This is a genomic window from Bacillus sp. J14TS2 (assembly GCF_018333015.1).
Classification (GTDB): Bacteria; Bacillota; Bacilli; order Bacillales; family Bacillaceae_C; genus Lederbergia.
Genome location: NZ_BORE01000003.1, coordinates 169,189 through 191,177, shown reverse-complemented (window position 1 = coordinate 191,177; position 21,989 = coordinate 169,189). Strand labels below are relative to the sequence as shown.

The following is a 21,989-nucleotide window of genomic DNA, read 5'->3' as shown; positions in this document are numbered from 1 at the left end:
TTCATCACTCCTTGATTACTGTGTTTTTTTCCATTTTACGGAATCGTTTCATACAAATCGTCATAATCCAATAACTTGGAAGAACTCCTCCTAAAAAAGGAATAAGCCCTGGAACTTTTGTTAGTAGGAAGCCAATAAGGGTAAGCCCAAGTAAAAGGATAATAATATCTTTTATGCTCGCAATCGCGTGGAACAGTGATTGTTTTACATATTCTTTGATTGAGAACGTATATTGCACATAAAGCGGGAAAAAGAACGCTAGTGTTAGGAAATAAATGATCGATAGAACAAGAAAGAAGACATATAGAAATAACGAGAAAAATCCTGTCATTTGCTCAGAAAAGCTAAGATCAAGAAATAGAAAAATCCCAATCAAAGCAAAGATCACCCCAACCAAATTACTCTTTTTCCATTCTTTAAAATATGTAGTTTTAAATGTTGACCAAATTGGTGCGTCGAAATCCTTCATTGTCCATCTGCGGACAATCGTGAACATGGCCACAGTTGCTGGCATGATCCCGAAAATACCTAATCCAAGCAGGGTAAATCCAATCCATAAGAGGTTGGTCCATATCAAACGGAGTAGCCACTCACTTACTATTTGAAACAATTTCATTCTTGACCAACCTCCAAAGTGTAATCTTTATTTCAGCTCAACATGTTTTTGGTAATATAAAAGGATCTCCAGTCTCTTCAATCCATTTTTGCAAGCGCTCCTGTAATTGCCGCTTTTTTTCAAGATAAAATGGATTATGGGCAAGATTTATCTGTTCAAATGGATCCTCATTCAGATTGAATAAAAGCCATGAAGCCCCTTCAAAGCAAACATATTTCCAACCGTCCTTTGTGACAATCCCTCGCCATGGTTTATCAACACTGTCACCATGTCCAGTCGGGATAACCGATTGTAAAAAGGCAGCATCCGGCTCTGCATCAACCGGACAATCGGTTAAACGATGGGAAGAGAAGTCCGTTCCTTCCATCCACTCGGGCTTGTCAATCTCACAAAGCCCCAATGTCGTTGGTGCGATATCGACAAGATTGAAAGGTAGCGAACAATTTCCAGTTTTTCTTCCTTCATAAAAAGGTTGTTCACCGCCAATTATAAACGGAATCCGGATCGATTCCTCATATGGACTCAGTTTCTTAAATTGTCCGTGTGATCCATGTAGATCCCCATGGTCACTAAAGAAGATGATATGGGTATCGAAAGCTAAATCTACCGCTTGAAGAGCCTGTTGAATTCTGCCAAGATTCCAATCTAAATTTTCGATCATCGCATAGTATCCCGATAAGTCTTTTCTAGCTTGCTCCTCAACTCGGGAAACATTCGGAACATTGGTCCTTAATTGGATGTTGGCAGGTGTGTGTTCTTTCCGATAATCTTCAGGAGCGATATACGGATCATGAGGGGGTTGGACAGATAAGACAGCAAAAAATGGATCTTCCTTCCCTTGCTGTTTTTCCATTCCCTTTTCCTCAATATAATCGATAAAAAGATTCGTCATTTCATCTGTTTCGAAACCTGGCAAGCGATAATGAAACGCTTCCTCTCCTTCACCACCATGAACCCAACAATCCCATTGACTATTGTTGTTCTCGTAACCAAGCCATTTTTTAAATCCGCCTCTTCTTTCAGGTGGAATGATATGATGTGCCGCTCTACCAGCTTCTTCATGATATCCATCGATATGCCATTTACCAAAATAAGCGGTATCATACCCTGCTTCATTGAACACATGGGCGATTGTCGGTTGATCCTCTGGCAGCCGATGTTCATGTCCGGGAACACATTTATGCGGATAGCGACTTGTTAAAATTGAGCCTCTCGCTGGAGAGCATAGAGGTGAACCAGAAACAGCATTGGAAAAATGGACACCTGATGCTGCAAGATTGTCAATATTAGGTGTATGAACATTCGGATCGCCATTCAAACCAAGAGCTTGAGCACGATGCTGATCGCCAAAAACCCAGATGACATTTTTCTTTTTCCTCTTCATCCTTCTCAACTCCAACTTATGTATGACGTATATAGCTTGCCTGCGTCTAATTATCAAGGTAATTAGACGCAGGAAGACATAGCTATTTTTTAAAATTACTGTTGTTTTTGCTGTAGTGGACTACCTTTGACGGTTTTTCCAATATAGCTAAGGACAAATTCACTAAACATTGTGTTTGACCATGCAAACCACTCGCGCGTAAATGCTTCTGGGTTGGATGCATTAAAGCCTTCATGCATAAAGCCTGTCCCACCATCTGTACTCAACAGTGTACGCAAGAGCGATTCCTTTTCTTTCTGATCAATACTCGTCATACCTTGTACAGAGAGAGCAATATGCCAAATATAATGATCTGGTGTATGCGGACTACCAATCCCACTAGCTACTTTTCCTTCATAATAATAAGGATTGTCTCGGCTTAGGATAAAGTTTCGTGTGTTTTGATAGATTTCATCATCAAAATCACAATAACCTAGATACGGAGCTGACATTAGACTCGGCACATTGGCATCATCCATTAGTTGATAGCCGCCTGCTCCATCTACCTCAAAGGCATAGATTTTTCCGTACATTGGATGTTCGATTACCGCATGGTTTTCAATGCCTTCACGGATTTCTTGTCCTAAGTCAGCACACTCTTTGCCTAGCTCTACATCTTGTAAAACAGTTTCGCAGATTTCTGCGGCATAGCCCATCACAACAGATGCAAACATGTTGGCAGGTACTAAATAACCGTATGTGCAAGCATCATCACTTGGACGGAATGCACTCCATGTCATCCCAGTTGGTACAACCTTTGAACCTTTTCCATCCCGAATTAATGTATCTTGTGGTCTATCTTCTGTTCGTTCAAAACGATATGGAGAGTTTTGCTCATGATCTTGCTCTGTTTTCCATACCTTGACAATCGTGCGGACTGCTTCATGGAAATCTGCGTTTAGATGGCTTGTTTCCCCTGTTGATTTCCAAAGTAAGTACGCTAATTGAATTGGATAGCAAAGGGAATCAATCTCATATTTACGCTCCCAAATCCACGGCGTCATTTCTGTTTTATCTGTTTGATGTCCTTTCCCATTCGCGGAATCATTAAAGGCATTCGCATAAGGATCATGTAAAACAAATTGGATTTGTCGATTAACGACACCAACAAGCATCTCTTTAATCGCTTCATCTTCATTTGCCGCCATTAAATAAGGGCGGACTTGAGCTGCAGAATCGCGCAGCCACATTGCTGGAATATCTCCAGTAATAACGAAGGTGGTCCCATCATCAAGTTGTTTTAAAGTTGTTGAATACGTGTTAACAAAACATTGAGCAAACATCTCGTGTAGCTTTTCCTCTCCTGGAAAAGCTGTTTTGACTTGCTCGATTATCGCTTGCAATGAAGCTGGTATATTGGTCATGATTAATTAACTCCTTCCATACCCACAGTCATAATTTTGTAAGCACCGACTGGTCGCTCTTGGCAGTTTTCCCCAATCGTTTCGATTTTCTCTTCAATTAGATTACTCTCGTAGTAGTTTACATGATCAGGATGATGAATGGTTAGTACTTTGTCTTGTTGAGAAGGATTATATACCCTTAAGAAAAGATCCTCACTTGTTTCTCCTCTTTTTACGCTCGTTAAGACTAGCCCATTGCTTTCCCATTGCATGAATTGGCCATTCGGTGTTAGCTCTCCATCATGTGAGTCTGTTTGTACACATACAGATGGAATTTGGAAGTCAGAAGCCGACTCATAAGCTTTTGCGGAAATCGCATCACCAGCATGAGGAATCACATACCATTCCGCTGTTTGCTCTCCTAGGCATTGTGCCTCAGGCGTTGGGAAGTATCCCCAGTCACCAAGTTCAGATACAGCACGTAATACCGTAATGGCTAGTGTAGTATTGTCTTCCACAATTTCATATTCTTGCAAACCTTTTGTCGCAACAGTCAGCCCATTTTTCCCATCTGATAAAGACGCGAAAGAATGTTGATGATGATCAAAACTTGGATTACTCCATTCTAGCTCTGGCTTATTTGGTCTTTCTGCGATTTCAAAAGCACTTTCCGCTAAATGGTGATTGGTCGCAAAATCAGTTGGATAGACAACCCGAAGCCGATGGTCTTTCGCTGTATTATTGAATGCTAATTTTACGGCAACCCCTTTTGCTTGTTTATCTAGTGTCAGAATGGTTTTCAATTCAAGTGTAGTCATTTCATCTGATCGTCTAGCTTCCCGATCTTTATGCCATACAACCCGATCCTTCAAGTCCTCTAATTCTTCATGAGCTGCTGCAGGTATGTTAAATTGATGAGTGATCTCAATTCTTCCTCTTGAAGCATTGTTTTCGACAATTTTTACGTTTGCCTGCAAGCCTTTTGTAGTATAAGCTTTTTCTCCAGTTGCTTTTTTAAACATATACTCATTGCCAATATCACTTGTGTCTTCATAACTTCCTACATTTTGTAATTCATGCCCTGTTACTTTATCCAGAACATTATACGTTCCATCCTCGTGAACATCTACACGCAGATAGTCATTTTCAAGTACGTTACCGTCTTTAGCGATTGGTTGTAGTGAAATGGTTGATTCTTTTTCTACAAGGAAATAAGTAGCATAACCAAGTTCTGCAAGTTCCTCTGTCGCAAATGTTAGTTTTACTTTTTTCGCATAATGTGGCTGCCTAAATTTATCGTCAGGCAAATCATATCCAAATGTAGCGCCTAGGTCTTCAATGGTTGCAGGAATTTCTTCCCCTTTTTCATTCACAATGGCCAATTTTGGTAGAGCCTTATTTTTCAAATGCCCATGAATTTCCTGTAAAGGCATTTCTCCAAAATAAACTTTTTCAAAATCAATTACTTTTTCAACAGTAGTATGACGCTTATAGCCAGCTGTATTCATGACGATCAACGGAATGGCTTTATCAAATCCAGCGGGTGCGGTCGTATTGATTTTCGCCGCTAATTTTTCTGATTGTTCCTCAATAAGCTTATCAGCCATCTGATCTACTTTTTTAAATCGAGTTACCATTTCTTCATGAACTTCATCAATCGAACAACCACAAATACTATCATGTGGATGATTTTGCATCAATTGCTTCCAAGCAAAACGCAGATAATCTTCTGGATATTCTTCCCCATTCATATAAGCGAATGTCGCTAATGGTTCTAGTAATCGTTCCAGCTTCGTTTGGGCAGATTGATTCATTTGTTTTAAATAAATACGAGCTGAAGCAGTATTCACTAAAGTAGACCAACCGTCTGTACGTTGGTTACGCAATTCCCCTTTTACGGTTTGAAGCTGTTCCGGAAGATTGTTTTTGACGGCTTCCATATATTCTTCAAAATTCGAATGCTTAAATTCGATATCTGGATACAATTCATTAGCTAATTTAATTGCTTCTGGGAGATCCTTTTGTAATGGCTGGTGATCACAGCCGTTCATGTAAAGTAGATGCGGTGTTGATGCATATTTTTTCGAATCTGCTAGTTTTTGCTCCCAGAATTTCTTTGCTTCTTCCTCTGAAGCCGGAATTTCATTCCCGTTTGAATACCAATTGGCAAACAATACACCTAAAACACTTGAACCATCAGGAGATTGCCATTCTAATTCAGAATAAGGAGATTCAAAGTTTTCCGAATCACTGACCATGTTATTAAAGCCAGTTGGTTTAACTCCACGGCCAAATGCAGCTGTATCAATGCCAGCCTGGTTGAGCATTTGCGGAGCTTGTCCATAGATACCGAATGTATCTGGGAAATAGCCAAGCTTTGAATAAGGACCATATTTCTTCGTTTCATTAATCCCAATCACTAAATTACGTACATTGGCTTCTGCACTTGTTAGAAAAGCATCTTGTAAAATATACCAAGGTCCAATGATGATTCTCTTTTCTTGAATATACTTTTTTACCAGTTCAAATTTTTCCGGACGGACTTCCAAATAATCGTCCAATGCAATAGTTTGCCCATCTAAATGAAAGCTTTTATAATCAGGATCATTTTCTAATTTCTCCAATAAAGCATCCATTAATTTCACTAAATAAAAACGATGTTTCTCAAAAGGCAGATACCATTCACGATCCCAATGTGAATGAGAAATAATATGTGCTGTTGTGTTTGCCATGTTGTTCACAATCCTTTCTAGTCATCACGCTAATTTATCCCGCATTAACGGGCAGTAATCCCCTCACCTCAAGGCTCTAGAAGATACGGAGAAGCGTAGAGGGATACACTGCCCGTATGTCTGGCCTGCAGGACGCAGGTCACTTTATGGGTACTTACAGAAACCGCTGTCAAACACCCCCGAAAATTCCCTATCTTTCATACTTGTTAATCATACAACTATACATTAGTAATCTATAAAAAAAAAGTCAATCCCCTCGAACTCTTCCATATCATTTTTTCAGCTTTTCTAAACATAATCAACACACTGCAATTCGACACAATTCGGGGCGTGCCAGGAACAAGAAAAGCGCAAGGCGCCCGCCTATCGGTGACAAGCAAATGTTCTGAGACAAAGAAAGGCGTTCTTTGCCTTTCATTGTCTCAGGTTATTTGACCTCGAGCCGATGGCGCCTGGAGCTAGACGACAAAACTCAAAATTACAACTTATCCACAAGCCAAGAATTTTATAGTTTCTTTAACAACGAAAAAAAGTCAGCCCACGGCTGACTTCTAATCTTTATTAATCGTATGAATAAAGGTCTGAAAGGCTGCTTTTCCTTCTTGGGTCCTTTTGAATACGCCGGCATGTTCTAATACAGTTGAGAAAACATGGCCCACTTCTTCTTGGAGGATAGACTGTACATTGTCTTGACTTAGTTCTGAATAATTTGCTCTAATCTGACAGGCCCAGTCAGCATGTTTCTCTGTCATCTCATCTGTCTTTAATTTCTCTTCATAGTTTGGTTGAAGAAGATATTCGCCCACTCGTTGAAGCTCATCCTTTAAGCGGCCTGGAAGAACAGCAAGACCCATTACTTCAATTAAGCCAATGTTTTCCTTCTTGATATGGTGAACTTCTGCATGTGGATGAAAAATCCCTAATGGGTGCTGTTCACTTGTTCGATTATTACGTAACACAAGATCAAATTCATAGTTTTCACCAGAGCGACGAACAATCGGTGTAATCGTATTATGAGGAACTCCGTCGGTTGATGCTATGATATCCACAGTGGGATCACTGTAATCTTGCCAGCGTCTCAAAATATAATGAGCTAATTCTGCTAGTTGCTGACGATCTTTGCCTCTTAAACGAATAACAGACATGGGCCAGCGTACAATCCCCGCTTCTACTTCTTCATAGCCTTCAAAAGAAAACGTGTATTCCATTTCCGCCTTCGCCATCGGGAAAATATGGTTCCCACCCTGGAAGTGATCATGACTTAAAATCGAGCCACCGACAATTGGCAAATCAGCATTGGACCCAACAAAATAATGTGGGAACTGTTCAACAAAGGCTAATAAACGATGAAAACCTTTTTTAGATATTTTCATAGGAACATGTTCTCCAGAGAAAACGATCGCATGCTCGTTATAATAAACGTAAGGAGAAAATTGTAAATACCATTGTTCTCCTTCTAATTCTACAGGAATAATGCGATGATTTTGCCGTGCAGGATGATCCACTCGCCCCGAATATCCGGTGTTTTCTTTACATAGCAAGCATTTTGGATAACTGAATGTCTTTTTTGTTTTTTCTGCTGAAATCGCAATCGGGTCTTTTTCTGGCTTCGATAAATTAATCGTAATTTCTAAATCCCCATAAGGTGTTGGTGAAAACCAATGTTCATTTTTTGCAATTCGATCTGTTCGAATATAGTGAGAATCCTTCGCCAATTGATAAAAGTATTCAGTTGCTCTTTGCGGTCCTTCTTCTTTATAAATTGAATAGAATTTATCAATAATGCTTGAAGGTCTGGCGATTAAAGTGCCCATTAATTTAGTATCCAACAAATCTCGAAATGTGACTGTGTTATGCTCTAAGCGGCCATTTTCAGCAGCCCAATCTAAAATAGTTGCCAATATATCGACAGGAGATGCCTCGCTCGGCTTTGTCCCTGTTGTCATGATAGGCAAGTCCCAATCCTCTAAATCAAGGGCTTGCAGTAACTGATTACGCACAAAGTCAACATCCCATTTTTCAATTAGCTGTTTCTGTAAACCATACTGGACTAGCTGTTCTAACGCGGAATAAATATTCATACGCTGCCTCCTCTTTATTACCACATTACTTATTTAACAATAAATGAATAAGAGACTGGGACATAAGTATTTTTCTCCAAGAAGAAAAACAAACCAATAGGTACATGTACTCCCGCTTCGGAAATATACTTCGCTTTCCGGGGGGCGTGCGGTGAGCTTCCTCACTTCCCACAGGAGTCCACATATATTTCCTCCTGCTAAGAGAATGCACTTGTTCGTCCTTGGAGGTTAACGTTTTAAATTATGCCCAGCCTTATTCCATTCGCTTACAAATGTTTATTTCTCGTAGCCATTAGGATGTTTAACAAACCAATCCCATGCACTTCGGATCATCGATTCTAATGAAGCATGCTGTGGCTTCCATCCCAGTTCCTTTTGGGCTTTTGCAGAAGAGGCAACGAGTCTTGCCGGATCACCAGCACGTCTTGGAGCAACAACAGCCGGAATTTCTTTCTCCGTCACTTTTCGAGCCGCTTCAATCACTTCTTTTACACTAAAGCCATTGCCATTTCCTAAATTATAAGTACCGCTTTCCCCTGTTTTACGTAATTTCTCAATGGCTAAGAGATGGGCATCAACAAGGTCCATAACATGGATATAGTCACGAATACAGGTGCCATCCGCGGTATCATAGTCCTCACCGAAAATAGAAATTTCCTCTCGTTTGCCAAGTGCTACTTGTAAAATAATCGGGATGAGATGAGTCTCAGGATCATGATCTTCTCCAACAATGCCATTTGGATGAGCACCCGCAACGTTAAAGTAGCGTAAAACAACATAGTGAATACCATGAGCCGCTTCTGTCCACTTCAACATTTTCTCTATCGACAATTTTGTTTCTCCATAAGGATTTGTTGGATCTGTCACTGCCGTTTCAGGAATCGGAATTTCCGTAGGTTCCCCAAAGACCGCTGCTGTTGAAGAAAAAACAATTTTATTAACTTGATGCTTTTTCATGGCTTGTAATAAGGCCATTGCTCCGCCAACATTATTATCATAATAGTCAAGCGGGATTTGCACACTTTCCCCTACAAGTGAATTAGCTGCAAAATGCATCACAGCATCAATCTTATTTTCCGAAAAAACTTTATCTAAAAAGGGCAAATCTCTTATATCCCCTTCATAAAACTTTGCCCCATCTAGTAAAGCTTCCTGATGCCCCTTCTGCAAATTATCGACTACAACTACATCTTCACCCTGCGCCAGCACCTGTGCCACCGCATGGCTCCCAATATAGCCTGCACCACCACACACTAAAATCGCCATCTATTTTTCCCTCCCATTAAATAACCTTCGCCATTATTCAAGTCGTACCTGTCATCGTAGTTCTCTTGCACCGTCACCAATTGCCACAGTGTAGAAGTCTGCCTTGATTCCTGTTGCTTCTTCATAGCTTGCACTTACGTTTTGGATGAAGGAATCAAGATGCGTTTTTTTTACGAGATTGATGGTGCAGCCACCGAACCCCGCTCCAGTCATCCTTGCTCCTAAGGCATCTTCATTCCAAGCTGCTTCTACAAGCGTATCTAATTCTTTTCCCGTTACTTCATAGTCATCGCGTAATGATAGATGCGATGCACTCATTAATTTCCCAAAAGCCGTAAGATCTCCATCTTTTAATTTATCGACAGCCACTAGGGTACGAGCATTTTCGGAAACAGCATGTTTCGCACGTTTACGGTCTGTTTCATTATCGATTAAGTATTTATGAGCTTCAAATTCATCTACGGTTAAATCCCCTAGAGATTGAATATCCAATTCCTTTTGCAATTGTTTCAAAGCCCGTTCACATTCCGCGCGACGTTCATTATATTTGGAGTCCGCTAAACCACGGCTTTTATTTGTATTGGCTATGACTAAAGCATAATCCTCTAAATGGATCGGGGTATAATGATATTCAAGTGTCTGACAATCTAAGAGAACCGCATGATCCTTCTTCCCCATTCCACTTGCAAATTGATCCATAATCCCACAATTCACACCAACAAATTCATTTTCTGCCTTTTGCGAGTACTTCACCATATCAAGCATCTCTACTTGAAAATCGAATAACTCATTGATCATAACCGACGTAACAAGTTCAAGCGATGCAGAAGAAGAAAGACCGGCACTATTCGGAATATCGCCATAATACAAGATATCCAAGCCATGTGAAAGCTTATGACCTGCCTTCTGGAATATATCGATCACACCTTTTGGATAATTAACCCAATCATCGCTTTTCTTATAAATGAGATCATCTACATTCACTTCTACGACGCCCTTTTCCGCAAAATTCATCGAGTAAAATCTTAGCGTCTGCACCTCTCTTTTTTTCACTAAAATAGTTGTACCCACATCTAACGCACAAGGAAAAACATGGCCGCCGTTATAGTCTGTATGCTCACCAATTAAATTGACACGTCCTGGCGCAAAGAAAACGCGCGCATTTTTGCTGTCACCGTATACCTTTTCAAATTCCTTTGTTAACTTCTCTAGATTTTCCAATTTGGTCACCTCTTTGTTTTATAAGATTTAATCTCCAGAAACTTAATTAATTAATTTAACTTACTTTATATGTTATTATAAAAATAACATTTTTGCAATGACTAATTATCAGAACAAAAGCGCAAGCGCCCGTTTAGCGACGTACAAACTTTTTAAGCTTCTGACGAGATAAAGGAAACACCATGAGCTTGGAAAGCGAATGGATGTTGACTTATCGTAGGAAGAAGCTGAAAGTTTGCTAGTCGCTGGGCGCTGGAGCTGGATGCCGAACCGCAACATAAGCTAGTTATCCACAAGCCAAGAATTTTATAATTTCCTTAACAAGAACAAAAACGCAAGCGCCTTGATCTAGAAAGAAGAGCTAACATCCTGTACGTCGTAACGCCGATGAACTCGGGGCTAGGCGCTGGAGCTTGATCAAAACAATAACTACATTTTCTCTCTTATCTTTTTAAGAAAAATATCTCCTCTATGGCTTGGATCTCTCTATTATCTCCTAAATAGAAGAAAGGATTTGTCATAATGAAAAAAGGCAGTTTTAAATGGATGAAATCATTAAATCGCACGATTATTTTAAATAAAATTCGTACTGATGGCCCTATTTCCCGAGCCACCATTGCCAAACAAACAAATTTAACGCCACCAACCGTCAGCAGTCTTGTGAATGAACTTATTACCTCAGGCCTTGTCATCGAAAGTGAACAGGGGCAATCTGTCGGCGGCAGAAAGCCAACCCTATTGGTAATTGATCAAGCTCATTACCATATTATTGGCCTTGATGTTGGGACAACGGTGATTCGGGCTGTGCTTATAGATTTATCGGGAGTAATGATTGAACAGATAGAAGTCCCTATCCCTTTATCAATTTCCAAGGATTCCTTGCTAAAATTGATTGAGAATACGATCATGAAACTCATTCTTCCACATAAGGAAAAAGAGCTAATCGGAATCGGAATTGGTATGCACGGGGTCGTTGATGTGAAAACTGGTGTTAGTATCTATGCACCTGGATTAAATTTGCATGATATCCCTTTGAAGGATGAACTGGAAAAGAGATTCGATCTACATGTCAAAGTAGATAATGATGTACGCGCAATGGCTTTTGGTGAATATTGGTTCGCTAACGAGAAGAATCATGATAATATGGCGGTCCTCAATATAGGACATGGAGTTGGTGCCGGGGTTATCTTGAACGGAAAGTTGTTTCATGGCGAACATGATCTTGCTGGGGAAATTGGTCATATGACGATTGATATTCATGGAAAACTATGTTCCTGTGGAAATCATGGATGTTGGGAAACCCTTATTTCCGGTCCAGCGATTGGAAGAGAAGCCCAACACCAGATTCAACAAGGACGGGATACAATTATTAAAAATTTAGCAGCAAACAATGGCGTAAACATAGATGGAAAGTTAGTGTATGAAGCAGCTTTGGCAAAAGATCCATTAGCTTTGGAGATTTTAGAAAAAACGGGGATCTATATTGGAGTTGGCTTGACTAATCTTATTCACATTTTGAACCCGACTAAAATAATTATTGGTGGTGGTGTTGCTCAGGCTGAATCGTTTATCATGCCAAAAATAAAAGAAACGATCGCAAATAAAGCACTAACTAAACAAGCTAGAGATACGGAAATTACCTGTTCAAAACAAGGGATTTTTGCAACAGCTAATGGAGCGGCTGCTTTAGTTTTAGAAGATATATTTGCAGGAGACTTTCCGTTAGAGCGCGAGTAGAAGAAAACAGGAGCCAAGCGGCAAGGAAGATGCCGCCTTACTTGGAACGATATTCATTTAAATTGGGCGGCAATTGGTTCCATATCTTCCTGTCATGTTTTATAATTTGTTTCATACACCTAATATGATGAATGTATGTGGAGGGAAGACTTATGAAAATACAGGTTCGTTCAGGAGATACACTCGAATATTATGGACAATTGTTTTCGATTCCCCTTGTCCTTATCGCCGATTCCAATAAAAAAAGAAATACCGAGCAGCTCCAAATTGGGGAAACCGTATATATTCCCGGCTATACAACAAGCACATATATCATTCGCTACGGTGATACGCTATCAAAACTTGCAAATGGACATCAACTTAAAGAGGATGCTTTACTCCTTGTCAACCAGTCAATGGATCTCCATCATCTTTCACCAGGTGAAAAAGTACATATTCCTTTACGTATCAGCCAAAATATAGTTGATCCAAAAGCTCATTATGATTTTACCCAACTCCAGATGGATATTAAATCTCTATTGGATCATTATCCATTTATACGAAACCATCAGGTAGGGAACAGTGTTCTAAAAAAACCCTTATATGGGCTGCAGATCGGAAAAGGAGAAAGAAAAGTACAGATTAACGCCTCTTTCCATGCAAATGAATGGATCACAACCTGTATATTTATGCAATTTTTAAACGATTATTTACGGGCTCTCGTAGATGGCCAAAAGATCAATGGGGTTCAAGCCCTCACTCTTTATGAACAATCACAGCTTTTCGCTATTCCGATGGTCAATCCAGATGGAGTAAATTTGGTTTTGAATGGTCCCCCTATAGATTTGCAAGATAATTTAGTTGACCTGAATAATGGTAATATCGACTTCTCTGGTTGGAAAGCAAATATTTGCGGGGTAGATTTGAATAAACAATTCCCAGCAAACTGGAATCTTGAGAAGAAAAGAAAACCAACAAAGCCTGGTCCTCGTGATTTTCAAGGGGATACGCCGATCAGTGAACCAGAAACGAAAGCCATGGCTCGGCTAGCTCTACAAGAAGGATTTGATCGCCTTCTCTCCTTACACACACAAGGAAAAGAAATTTATTGGGGATATGAAGGATTAGAACCTGCTGAATCCGTTATACTTGCACAAGATTTTGCTGTAGCAAGTGGCTATGAGGCTGTTCAATATGTTGATAGTTTTGTAGGTTACAAGGATTGGTTTATCCAAGAATTCCGCAAACCAGGTTTTACGATCGAGTTGGGGATGGGGCAAAATCCGCTCCCTATTTCCCAGTTCGATGAAATTTATACGGATATGAAACCTCTTTTAGTGAGAGCGCTAAGATAGACTTACAGGACTACTTCGATCTTTTGCGATATTCAGAAGGGGCTATCCAAAAAATCGAAAAATCGCCAAAAAGGCTCCTTTGCCTCCGGAGTAGCTTCAGCTGATGCTGCTCCCACAGGCTTGTCGCCGTTTTTGGCGATTTTCTTAAAATGTAGTCAACAATAAAAACGAAGAGAGAGTCATTCATTTCCCCTTCGTTTCGTTGTTGAAGACTTATTGGTCAGCCTCTTCCACAATGTTTTCTATTAAACATGCGAAACAATTAATTTTGCCTCTCCATCCATTTCAATAGCACCTACTTCATCAGGTAAAATAAAGTGGTCACCTTTTTGAATTGGATAGAATTGACCATCCACCAGCATGTCTGCTTCACCATCAATGACACTAACAAGCATGAATGGCTTGTCTTGTTCAAAGGTAGCTTTTCCATCAACTTCCCATTTATAGACTGTAAAATACTCTGCTTCAACAAAAGTTGTAATTTCTGCTCCAGGTACTTTACTAATCGCTTCTTGAACATCTGCATTTTTATGCGGAATCGTAGCTACAGCAATCGACTGATCAATATGTAGTTCACGTGTCTTCCCATCTTGGCCAATTCGCCCATAATCGTATAAGCGATATGTGGTATCAGAACTTTGCTGTGTTTCAAGTACGAGTGTTCCTTCTCCTAAAGCATGGATCGTTCCACTTGGCACGTAGAAGAAATCTCCTGGTTTAATTTTCACGCGTCGAAGCAACTGATCCCATTCATCCTTCTCAATCATACTTGCGAAATCCTCTTTTGTTTTTGCAGTATGCCCATATATCAGTTCTGCTCCCTCTTTACAATCAATAATATACCAGCATTCTGTCTTTCCAAGTTCACCATTTTCATGCTCATTTGCATATTCATCATCTGGATGGACTTGAACAGATAAATCTGTATTCGCATCTAAAATTTTGGTTAGGAGCGGAAATACCTTTGTTGGATGGTTTCCAAATAGTTCAGGTTGCTCTTCCCAAAGTTCTATCAATGTCTTACCGGCAAATGGACCATTTTTTATAATAGAAGGACCATTTGGATGGGCAGAAATAGCCCAGCATTCTCCTGTATGGTCAGATGGGATCTCATAGCCAAATTGAGTTTTAAGGGCAGTACCTCCCCAGATTCTTTCTTGAAAAACAGGTTGTAAAAATAAAGGTTCCATCATGCTGTCATCCTTTCTTCCGTCTCACTACATATTTTTTCAGAACTTTCAGGGTCAATAAAGCGAGTAATGCACCTAGTGAATCCAAGCCTACATCCCATAATGAACCTGTTCTCTCTGGAATGAAGGCTTGGTGAATTTCATCTGTTGCTGCATAACCAGTGGTGACTATCCATGCCCATAAAAATCTATTTTTCTCAAAACTATTGTAGAATAAAATAGCGAGAAAGCCAAATGCCGTCAAATGGACTAATTTTCGGAATAAAAAATTTACATTAGCTGCTACTTCCTCTGATATCGGCAAAAACTGCAAAATTAGAAGCTTCGTCTGACCGCCTGTTGATACGGGTAATGCCGTTGTCACGAAAATGGCGATACAAACTAGAATTGCAAATCCAAGCCATACATGCTTTTTTTTCATATACCGATTCCTTCAGTTAAATTTCTAAAAGAGGATGTTCAAAAAGTCCGGTAAAAATGACACTGCGAATTTCTTCGTTGGCTTGTTTCTGTGCTGCTCATGTATTTAAAAGCATACATTCCGCTGCTCGAAACTGCACCGCCTCGAACTTCTTGGTCCTTTTGAACACGCACTAAAAAATGGATAAAAATAAGTTCAACCACTATGTAGTATAATGTGCTCTAGCAAATGTGTCAAAAAACCTCAAGGAACCAACCCTATTTGAGTTGGCTCCTTGCTTTTCACACAGCCCTATTCCCATAGAGATTCACAAGCTTTCATCCAAGTTTTTGCCATTAACATATCGCCTGCTGAATTCATATGAACTCCGTCAGTCGTTAACTTATGGCTATTTCCTGAAAGGAGGTAGTTTTGAAAAGCTTGATGGGTTGGCACAAGAATGGCATTGTATTTCTTTGCAAGTCTCCTCACAATTTGAACATAGTCTACCAGCTTCTGATTCCCTTCAGATTCCAGATTCTCTTCAATAATCGTTGGCTCCATTAAAATGAGCCGAGCATTCGTCTGCTCACATAATTCATGATAAATTTTTTCATATTGATCAGGATATACTTGCTCTACTTGCTGTTGATCTAACTGGCGCCAAACATCATTAATACCGATGGAGATTGATACATAGTCAGGTTGTTCACGTAAGACATCTTCTTGCCATCTTGCCTGCAAATTCGTAATACGGTCGCCGCCAATTCCTTTATTTAATATTTCTATTTGCTTGTCAGGATTCGTGACTAAAAGCTCGTCATGGATAAGACGTACATAACCAAAACCGAGTTTGTCCGGGTCTTCCCTTCTCCCTGAATCCGTAATACTATCCCCAATAAATAGAATCCGAGCTGGATACTCCATGTTTCATTCCTCCTTTTTTTGCCACAGTATAAGGCCAATATTGATCTCTAATAACAGAACTCACTTTATATACTTATAAATCGTTTGCAAGGTTTGTACCTTTACGTCTTGCTCTCCATATCTTACTTGTTCATAAGCTTCTCTTACTAAATCCAAGTTTTGCTCATGACTGAGTCTACTAAGCACTTCACGCGGCGTCATCGAATCCACAAGATCCTTATCCTTTGCCTGTTGCTCGACAAGCTTTCGATAAATGAATCTTGCTTTTTCTTTGTTGGTAAGCGACTCATAACGCACTTCTCGATTGAATAAACGCGACACTATATTCTTCGCTTTCGCCTGTTGTTCCCTTCTCCATTCTTGCCAATCAAAAAGACTCTCTTTTTCATCAATATATTGCTCTGTCTCCCAATCCTCTGATGAACGACTTAGAAGATTTTTGATCATACTCAGGAATTTGCGAAAAAGCAGTAGCAAACGTTGACGTACTTTTTTGAACAGTAATAATAAAGCGAGAAGCAGGATAATAGCCACCACAACATACGCGATATAGGTCATTACCATGTCCAGGAATTCGAGAAAGGCAGATTTTTCTTCAGCAGGAAGATCGGGCAACATCGGTGAGGAGGGAGCGCCCTCTTCTGGCATCGGTTCAATTTCTTTTTCTGTCGATTCTCTAAAGATCAATCCCATGATTGCCCTAAAACCATCCCATAGCCATTCACGAATCTTGCCAAGATTAGAAATCGCCACAATCACAAGCAGAGTCCCTATCAAGAAAAAGCGATTTTGACTCTGGATCGTACGACTAATAAAAGGTTTTTGCTCCTGAGATAAGGTTGAAGCTTTTAACGTTTCATCATTGGAAACGAATAAGATAATGCCAACTAAGACAACACCACAAATGGAAAATACGGTTAGATATGGTTGGAAAAGAGATTGATAGCGAAACAGAAAATAACTAACAAAATAAATAAGCAAACCGCCGTACCACATAAAAAGAAGTGGTATCACGGATGAATTCCCTAAATAAGTCAATCCTCTAAAGACCAACACAACCTGAATAATCGCTAACAATACTTGGATATACCATAGATCTGAAAAAAGCCATGTAGGCAGAAGCCCAAGGACAATAGCGATAAATATATAGAACCACCATTGCTTCTGCGGCCATACAGCACGCAGGACAATCCCGAGAAAAAATAAGCCCCATAAACTAAAGAGCCATCCCCATAGTTTCTCCGTTCCAACGAGGAGCACACCTGCCATTAAGACTAGTGGAAAGGTAAGTAATAATTCAATGATACCATAGTAAAAGGAGGTCCTTAGCTGCTTCATCATGCTCAACTCCTCTCCCAGTTAGTTTGCTTGCTTTAGTGGCTCTGCTGGTTCTAATTCAAGGATTTCTACAGAATTCCCACGAGCTTCTAATTGCTTGATATATTCTCTCATTTTGTCTGTCACGAGGACGGTAATGATTAAAATATCTGTTCCCTCAACTTCACGCTCTACTTCATCTTTTAGAAAAAAGTCAAAATAAGTACTAGAACCAATCTTTAACTTCGCCATCGTTTCTAGTAAATACATTAAATGTTGCTCACCATTTGCTGGATCAATATGGATCGACTGTTTATCCATTTCATTAAAATAACTATTACAGCCAAAGCCTGTATCAATCCCATTATCCAATGCATATTGAGCAATTGAGGCCGCATAGGATATTGCCTTTTCCATCAAAGGCTCATCTACAATCGGTCTCCATATATCCTCCGTCTGATTGAAATTCACATAAATCATTAAATGATGATCTGCCGAAAAATCCTTTTGACTAACCTGCAATACCTGCGACTTTGCCGTTGCCTTCCAATTAATTGTATTCAATGGATCTCCCGGACTATACTCTCGAACTCCCGCAATCAAAAATGGATCCTCCATGATCCAGCGACGTACCACTACATCTCCTAACCAACTGTGGGTTGGCAAAGGAATATCGTCCATAGAAATCAAACTGGGATATACGATAATTTCCGCTTTGGAGGGAACGCTTTTAAAAACTTGGCCAAACCCAAAAATATCACCGGTTGTCAAAGAGACTGTTTCAAAACGATAATACCCTCTCTTCTGACACGTTAACATTTGTCTTCTTCTTACTTTTTGATAAGGCATTAGACTAAAGAGTGTTCGATGAAAATCGCCACCAGCATGAACTTCATTATCTAAATTAGAACGTTTCTGAAATTGAAGATTGGCATCAATTTTTGATTCTAATCGAAGCCATGGTACAGGTAATAATTTTTTATTGGATATTTCATCTACCATTTCAATGCTCTCACCCGTAAAAACCGCCTGCTTACTAAAGGAACGGCGATAACGGATCTTTGCAAGGCCCCAGCGGTGAAATACAAATACTTGCCCAATGATAATGATAATCGTCATGACAATAAACCAAGCAATATTCATTTTGACACAATGCCTTTTCCTATATTTTCCTCCGCAGGAACGGGGATTTCTCGTAAAATATCATCCAAAATTTGATAGGCTTGATTCTCTCCTACTCGTTTCATTTGAGTTAAAATAATACGATGCCCTAAAACAGGCTTAACTACCGCCTTTATGTCATCAGGTATCACGTATTCTCTCCCCTTAATCGCTGCATAAGCTTGTACGGCTTTAAGTAAGGCTTGGCTTCCACGAGGGCTCACCCCTAAAGCAATATGTTCATGTGATCTTGTTTTCTCAATAATATCAACTATGTATTGAAAGAGATCTTCACTCACATGGACTTGATGATAAAGGCGCTGAGCCTCCAAAATAATATCTCGGTCTGCTACAGCTTCAATCTCTTCGGCTGGATTCTTCTCTTTAAATCGTTTTAGAATGGAAAGCCCTTCTTCTTTCGTTGGATAACCTAAATGGATCTTCAATAGAAAACGATCCAATTGTGCTTCAGGTAAAGGGAACGTGCCTTGGCTTTCAAGCGGATTTTGTGTAGCAATTACCATAAAAGGTCGATCTAACTGATGGGTTTCTCCATCAATCGTTGTTTGCCTTTCCTCCATACACTCTAGTAAACTAGATTGCGTCCTTGGAGTAGCTCGATTGATTTCATCCGCCAGCACAATATTTGTGAAAATAGGACCAGGTCGAAACTCAAACTCTCCTATTTTCTGATTGTAAAAATGAATCCCTGTTACGTCAGAAGGTAATAAATCGGGGGTAAATTGGATCCTTTTAAAAGAACAGGCCAAGGACTTAGCCAATGTTTTAGCCGTTAATGTCTTCCCCGTTCCTGGTACATCCTCAAGTAAAACATGACCTGATGAAATAAGTGCCACAAGCAGTAATTCAATTGTTTCATCTTTCCCCACAATGACTTTTTGGACATTTTCCTTTAATTGATTCGCTAATTCTTTTATAGTGAGCAGTTCCATCTGTTCTCCTCCTCAGTAATCGCATTTATGTCACGAACAGTCTTCGGATTTTGGCATGATAGCTGATTCAGGTTAGCCCTTGTAAAAAATATATGTATGGTTAATCGTTTTCCTTTGTAAGCGGAACCATTCATTTATGAAAGGGAAACCACTCATTGGCGGTTTCAATCAAAATCTATTATTTATTTTTCAAGTTGACCAAAATAATATTTAGTCACAGATGAAAATGGTTTATTTTTCTCTAAAACCCAGGATGGGAATTCAGGTTGATTCACTGCATCTGGCAAGCCTTGAGTTTCTAAGCAAATCCCCAAATGTTTGCGGGCTGGAACCCCCAAAATTTCTCCTTCTGCTTTCAATTGATTGGCTGTATAAACGACAACCCCTACTTCATCTGTCTCTACCGTAAGCGTGCGTCCACTTTCAGGATCTGCAAGGACAATTTCATCGCAATGATGATTTTTCAATATAAATGGATGATCATACCCACCACCTACAAGTTGATTTTGTGGATGAGTCGACACTACGCCATTTTTAATAGGTTGTCCTTCACGAAAATCAAAAGCAGTCCCTTCAACATCCATAATTGTGCCAGTTGGGATTAATCCTTCATCTAATTCCAAAAATTGGTCACTTTCCATCTTTAGAGTATGATCAAGAATATCTCTCTTTAGTTCTCCACTTAAATTAAAATATGAGTGGTTTGTCACATTGAGCACTGTTTTCGCGTCTGACTTACCAGAATAATGGATCATAAATTCATTGTCATTGGTCAGAGTATAGGTTACCTTCATTGCTAGATTTCCTGGATAGCCTTCATCTCCATCATGGCTAAAATAAGCAAAATGTACTTTAGCTTGATTAATATCTTCTTCATAGGAAGAATTCCAAAGGACTTCCCCGAAACCCTTTTCACCACCGTGGAGGTGATTGCCATTGTTATTTTTGGCAAGATGGTACGTCTTCTCGTCTAGAGAAAAAGTAGCATCTTTTATCCTTCCTGCTACACGTCCTACTACACAACCAAAGTTACCAGTCCCGTGGACATATTCATCAAGCTGATTATATCCGAGAACAATATTCTCTAAGCGCCCTTCACGATCCGGCGTTACCATTTTGGTAATGATACAACCATAATCAATGCAAGTGATTTCCACGCCATGCGCATTTTTCATGGTGTAGGAATATACGGGTGTGTCTCCTAAATAACCGTATATACTTTTTGTTACCTCCATATCCATCCGCCTTTCCTGAGTTATACATACTAAATGATAGACCTCCTTAAGCAAACAGTCAATTTGAAATACAAGAATCGTCACATCTTTTTGAAAGTATTTGCCAAAAAAAGGGAAAAAGGGAAATATTTCGTCTTTTTTTGCGGTAAAGAAGGTCATTGAGATATTATAGCACTCTTAAATAAAAATAGCTCCCGGCCGTACACAAAAGGTTAGACGATGTCAGCGTATAATTGCACTAGAAAGGAGCTATAAAGTGGGCTGCCATTAGTTTGTTTCATCCACCACTAATGGTTAGTATTGTGCCTATAAATCCATCATTTGTATTGATCGGCTAAATCGCCAATAACCGGAAGTTTAAAGGTTTGTTTCTGGTAAGCTTTCACCATACAAACGATCCATATCGCCAATGCAATACCATTCACTAAAAGAACGAGTAACCAACCAATAAATGGGATAATGTCCAACACATTTTTAATAATCAACCATGCTACCGTTAAAATCGTAGATTGCAAGGCATGAAAACGGATAAATTTATTGTCCTTTTCCAAAAAGAAAAAGATAATGCCTGTCACAAATCCACCACTGTACGAAATCAATGCTGCAATATTTTCATCCAAACCGGTTGATGTTTTTGCATTGCTTTCAGATTGTTGAGAAGACTCTTTCGCAGAAAGATTCGCCCCTGGAGAATTTTGACTGTCTTCTGCTTTGTTTGTTTCTTCAGCATTTTCAATGTTCTCTTGTGGTTCATTACTTCCATCTTCGTTTTGGTTTACTTCATTCCCATCGATTGACCCCTGATTTTCTGGATTCTCGTCTCCCTCATTCAGGTTTTCTGGATCCTGACTCATACTAATCCCTCCTTCTCCTAAAATAAAGAATATTCACCTTTTTATTAAAGTGCAATACTCTTATTTTAGTAAAAAACTACACAACTTTCCCGTACTGAAAGACCTATGTATCTTTCTCCCTCTATTTTACTAGTTAAAAATCCCTCCCAAATTAACTGTCTGCATGATCACCAGTAAAAAATAGAATTAGGGAAACCCC

At 39.6% G+C, this 21,989-nt stretch carries 17 protein-coding genes; 2 read left to right on the top strand and 15 right to left on the bottom strand.

Translation table 11 applies throughout. The features are described from left to right. Positions 1–4: 4 nt before the first annotated feature. The 7 genes from KI375_RS05760 to KI375_RS05730 form a co-directional block, all read right to left on the bottom strand. Positions 5–616, bottom strand: coding sequence for a YesL family protein (locus tag KI375_RS05760; RefSeq protein ID WP_212972577.1), 612 nt, complete (start codon positions 614–616; stop codon positions 5–7). A 37-nt stretch (positions 617–653) separates the two neighbouring features. Then, positions 654–2,000, bottom strand: coding sequence for a sulfatase family protein (locus KI375_RS05755; protein WP_212972576.1), 1,347 nt, complete (start codon positions 1,998–2,000; stop codon positions 654–656). 95 nt (positions 2,001–2,095) lie between these two features. Beyond that, positions 2,096–3,403 carry a glycoside hydrolase family 125 protein gene (locus KI375_RS05750; protein ID WP_212972575.1) on the bottom strand — a complete coding sequence of 436 codons (1,308 nt, stop codon included), beginning with the start codon at positions 3,401–3,403 and terminating at the stop codon, positions 2,096–2,098. A 2-nt stretch (positions 3,404–3,405) separates the two neighbouring features. Beyond that, positions 3,406–6,114 carry an alpha-mannosidase gene (locus KI375_RS05745; protein WP_212972574.1) on the bottom strand — a complete coding sequence of 903 codons (2,709 nt, stop codon included), beginning with the start codon at positions 6,112–6,114 and terminating at the stop codon, positions 3,406–3,408. 551 nt (positions 6,115–6,665) lie between these two features. Beyond that, positions 6,666–8,195 carry a UDP-glucose--hexose-1-phosphate uridylyltransferase gene (gene galT / locus KI375_RS05740; RefSeq protein WP_212972573.1) on the bottom strand — a complete coding sequence of 510 codons (1,530 nt, stop codon included), beginning with the start codon at positions 8,193–8,195 and terminating at the stop codon, positions 6,666–6,668. A gap of 276 nt (positions 8,196–8,471) precedes the next feature. After that, positions 8,472–9,461: a UDP-glucose 4-epimerase GalE gene (gene galE, locus KI375_RS05735; RefSeq protein ID WP_212972572.1), complete on the bottom strand. Its 990-nt coding sequence runs from the start codon at positions 9,459–9,461 to the stop codon at positions 8,472–8,474. 51 nt (positions 9,462–9,512) lie between these two features. Then, positions 9,513–10,682, bottom strand: coding sequence for a galactokinase (locus KI375_RS05730; RefSeq protein WP_212972571.1), 1,170 nt, complete (start codon positions 10,680–10,682; stop codon positions 9,513–9,515). Positions 10,683–11,204: 522 nt separating this feature from the next. Here KI375_RS05730 and KI375_RS05725 point away from each other — a divergent pair. Together KI375_RS05725 and KI375_RS05720 are read left to right on the top strand one after the other, a co-directional pair. Next, positions 11,205–12,419, top strand: a complete 1,215-nt coding sequence (locus tag KI375_RS05725; RefSeq protein WP_212972570.1) for an ROK family transcriptional regulator — start codon at positions 11,205–11,207, stop codon at positions 12,417–12,419. A 152-nt stretch (positions 12,420–12,571) separates the two neighbouring features. Continuing rightward, positions 12,572–13,753: a M14 family zinc carboxypeptidase gene (locus KI375_RS05720; RefSeq protein WP_212972569.1), complete on the top strand. Its 1,182-nt coding sequence runs from the start codon at positions 12,572–12,574 to the stop codon at positions 13,751–13,753. 245 nt (positions 13,754–13,998) lie between these two features. On the opposite strand, the gene manA is transcribed toward KI375_RS05720, so the two are convergent. The 8 genes from manA to KI375_RS05680 all read right to left on the bottom strand — a co-directional run bounded on the left by manA (position 13,999) and on the right by KI375_RS05680 (position 21,790). Continuing rightward, positions 13,999–14,946: a mannose-6-phosphate isomerase, class I gene (manA, locus tag KI375_RS05715; protein WP_212972568.1), complete on the bottom strand. Its 948-nt coding sequence runs from the start codon at positions 14,944–14,946 to the stop codon at positions 13,999–14,001. Between the two features lie 4 nt (positions 14,947–14,950). Next, complete coding sequence (locus KI375_RS05710; RefSeq protein WP_212972567.1) at positions 14,951–15,364, bottom strand: VanZ family protein; 414 nt, start codon at positions 15,362–15,364, stop codon at positions 14,951–14,953. Positions 15,365–15,655: 291 nt separating this feature from the next. After that, on the bottom strand, positions 15,656–16,270 hold the full coding sequence (locus tag KI375_RS05705) for an SGNH/GDSL hydrolase family protein (RefSeq protein ID WP_212972566.1): 615 nt from the start codon (positions 16,268–16,270) through the stop codon (positions 15,656–15,658). A 60-nt stretch (positions 16,271–16,330) separates the two neighbouring features. Beyond that, complete coding sequence (locus KI375_RS05700; RefSeq protein WP_212972565.1) at positions 16,331–17,608, bottom strand: DUF4129 domain-containing protein; 1,278 nt, start codon at positions 17,606–17,608, stop codon at positions 16,331–16,333. Between the two features lie 21 nt (positions 17,609–17,629). Beyond that, positions 17,630–18,730: a DUF58 domain-containing protein gene (locus KI375_RS05695; RefSeq protein WP_212972564.1), complete on the bottom strand. Its 1,101-nt coding sequence runs from the start codon at positions 18,728–18,730 to the stop codon at positions 17,630–17,632. Then, positions 18,727–19,701, bottom strand: coding sequence for an AAA family ATPase (locus KI375_RS05690; protein ID WP_212972563.1), 975 nt, complete (start codon positions 19,699–19,701; stop codon positions 18,727–18,729). The genes KI375_RS05695 and KI375_RS05690 overlap by 4 nt, the downstream gene beginning before the upstream one ends. 182 nt (positions 19,702–19,883) lie before the next feature. Then, complete coding sequence (locus tag KI375_RS05685) at positions 19,884–20,936, bottom strand: aldose epimerase family protein (protein WP_212972562.1); 1,053 nt, start codon at positions 20,934–20,936, stop codon at positions 19,884–19,886. Between the two features lie 317 nt (positions 20,937–21,253). Beyond that, positions 21,254–21,790: a DUF4870 domain-containing protein gene (locus tag KI375_RS05680; RefSeq protein WP_212972561.1), complete on the bottom strand. Its 537-nt coding sequence runs from the start codon at positions 21,788–21,790 to the stop codon at positions 21,254–21,256. Positions 21,791–21,989: the final 199 nt, after the last annotated feature.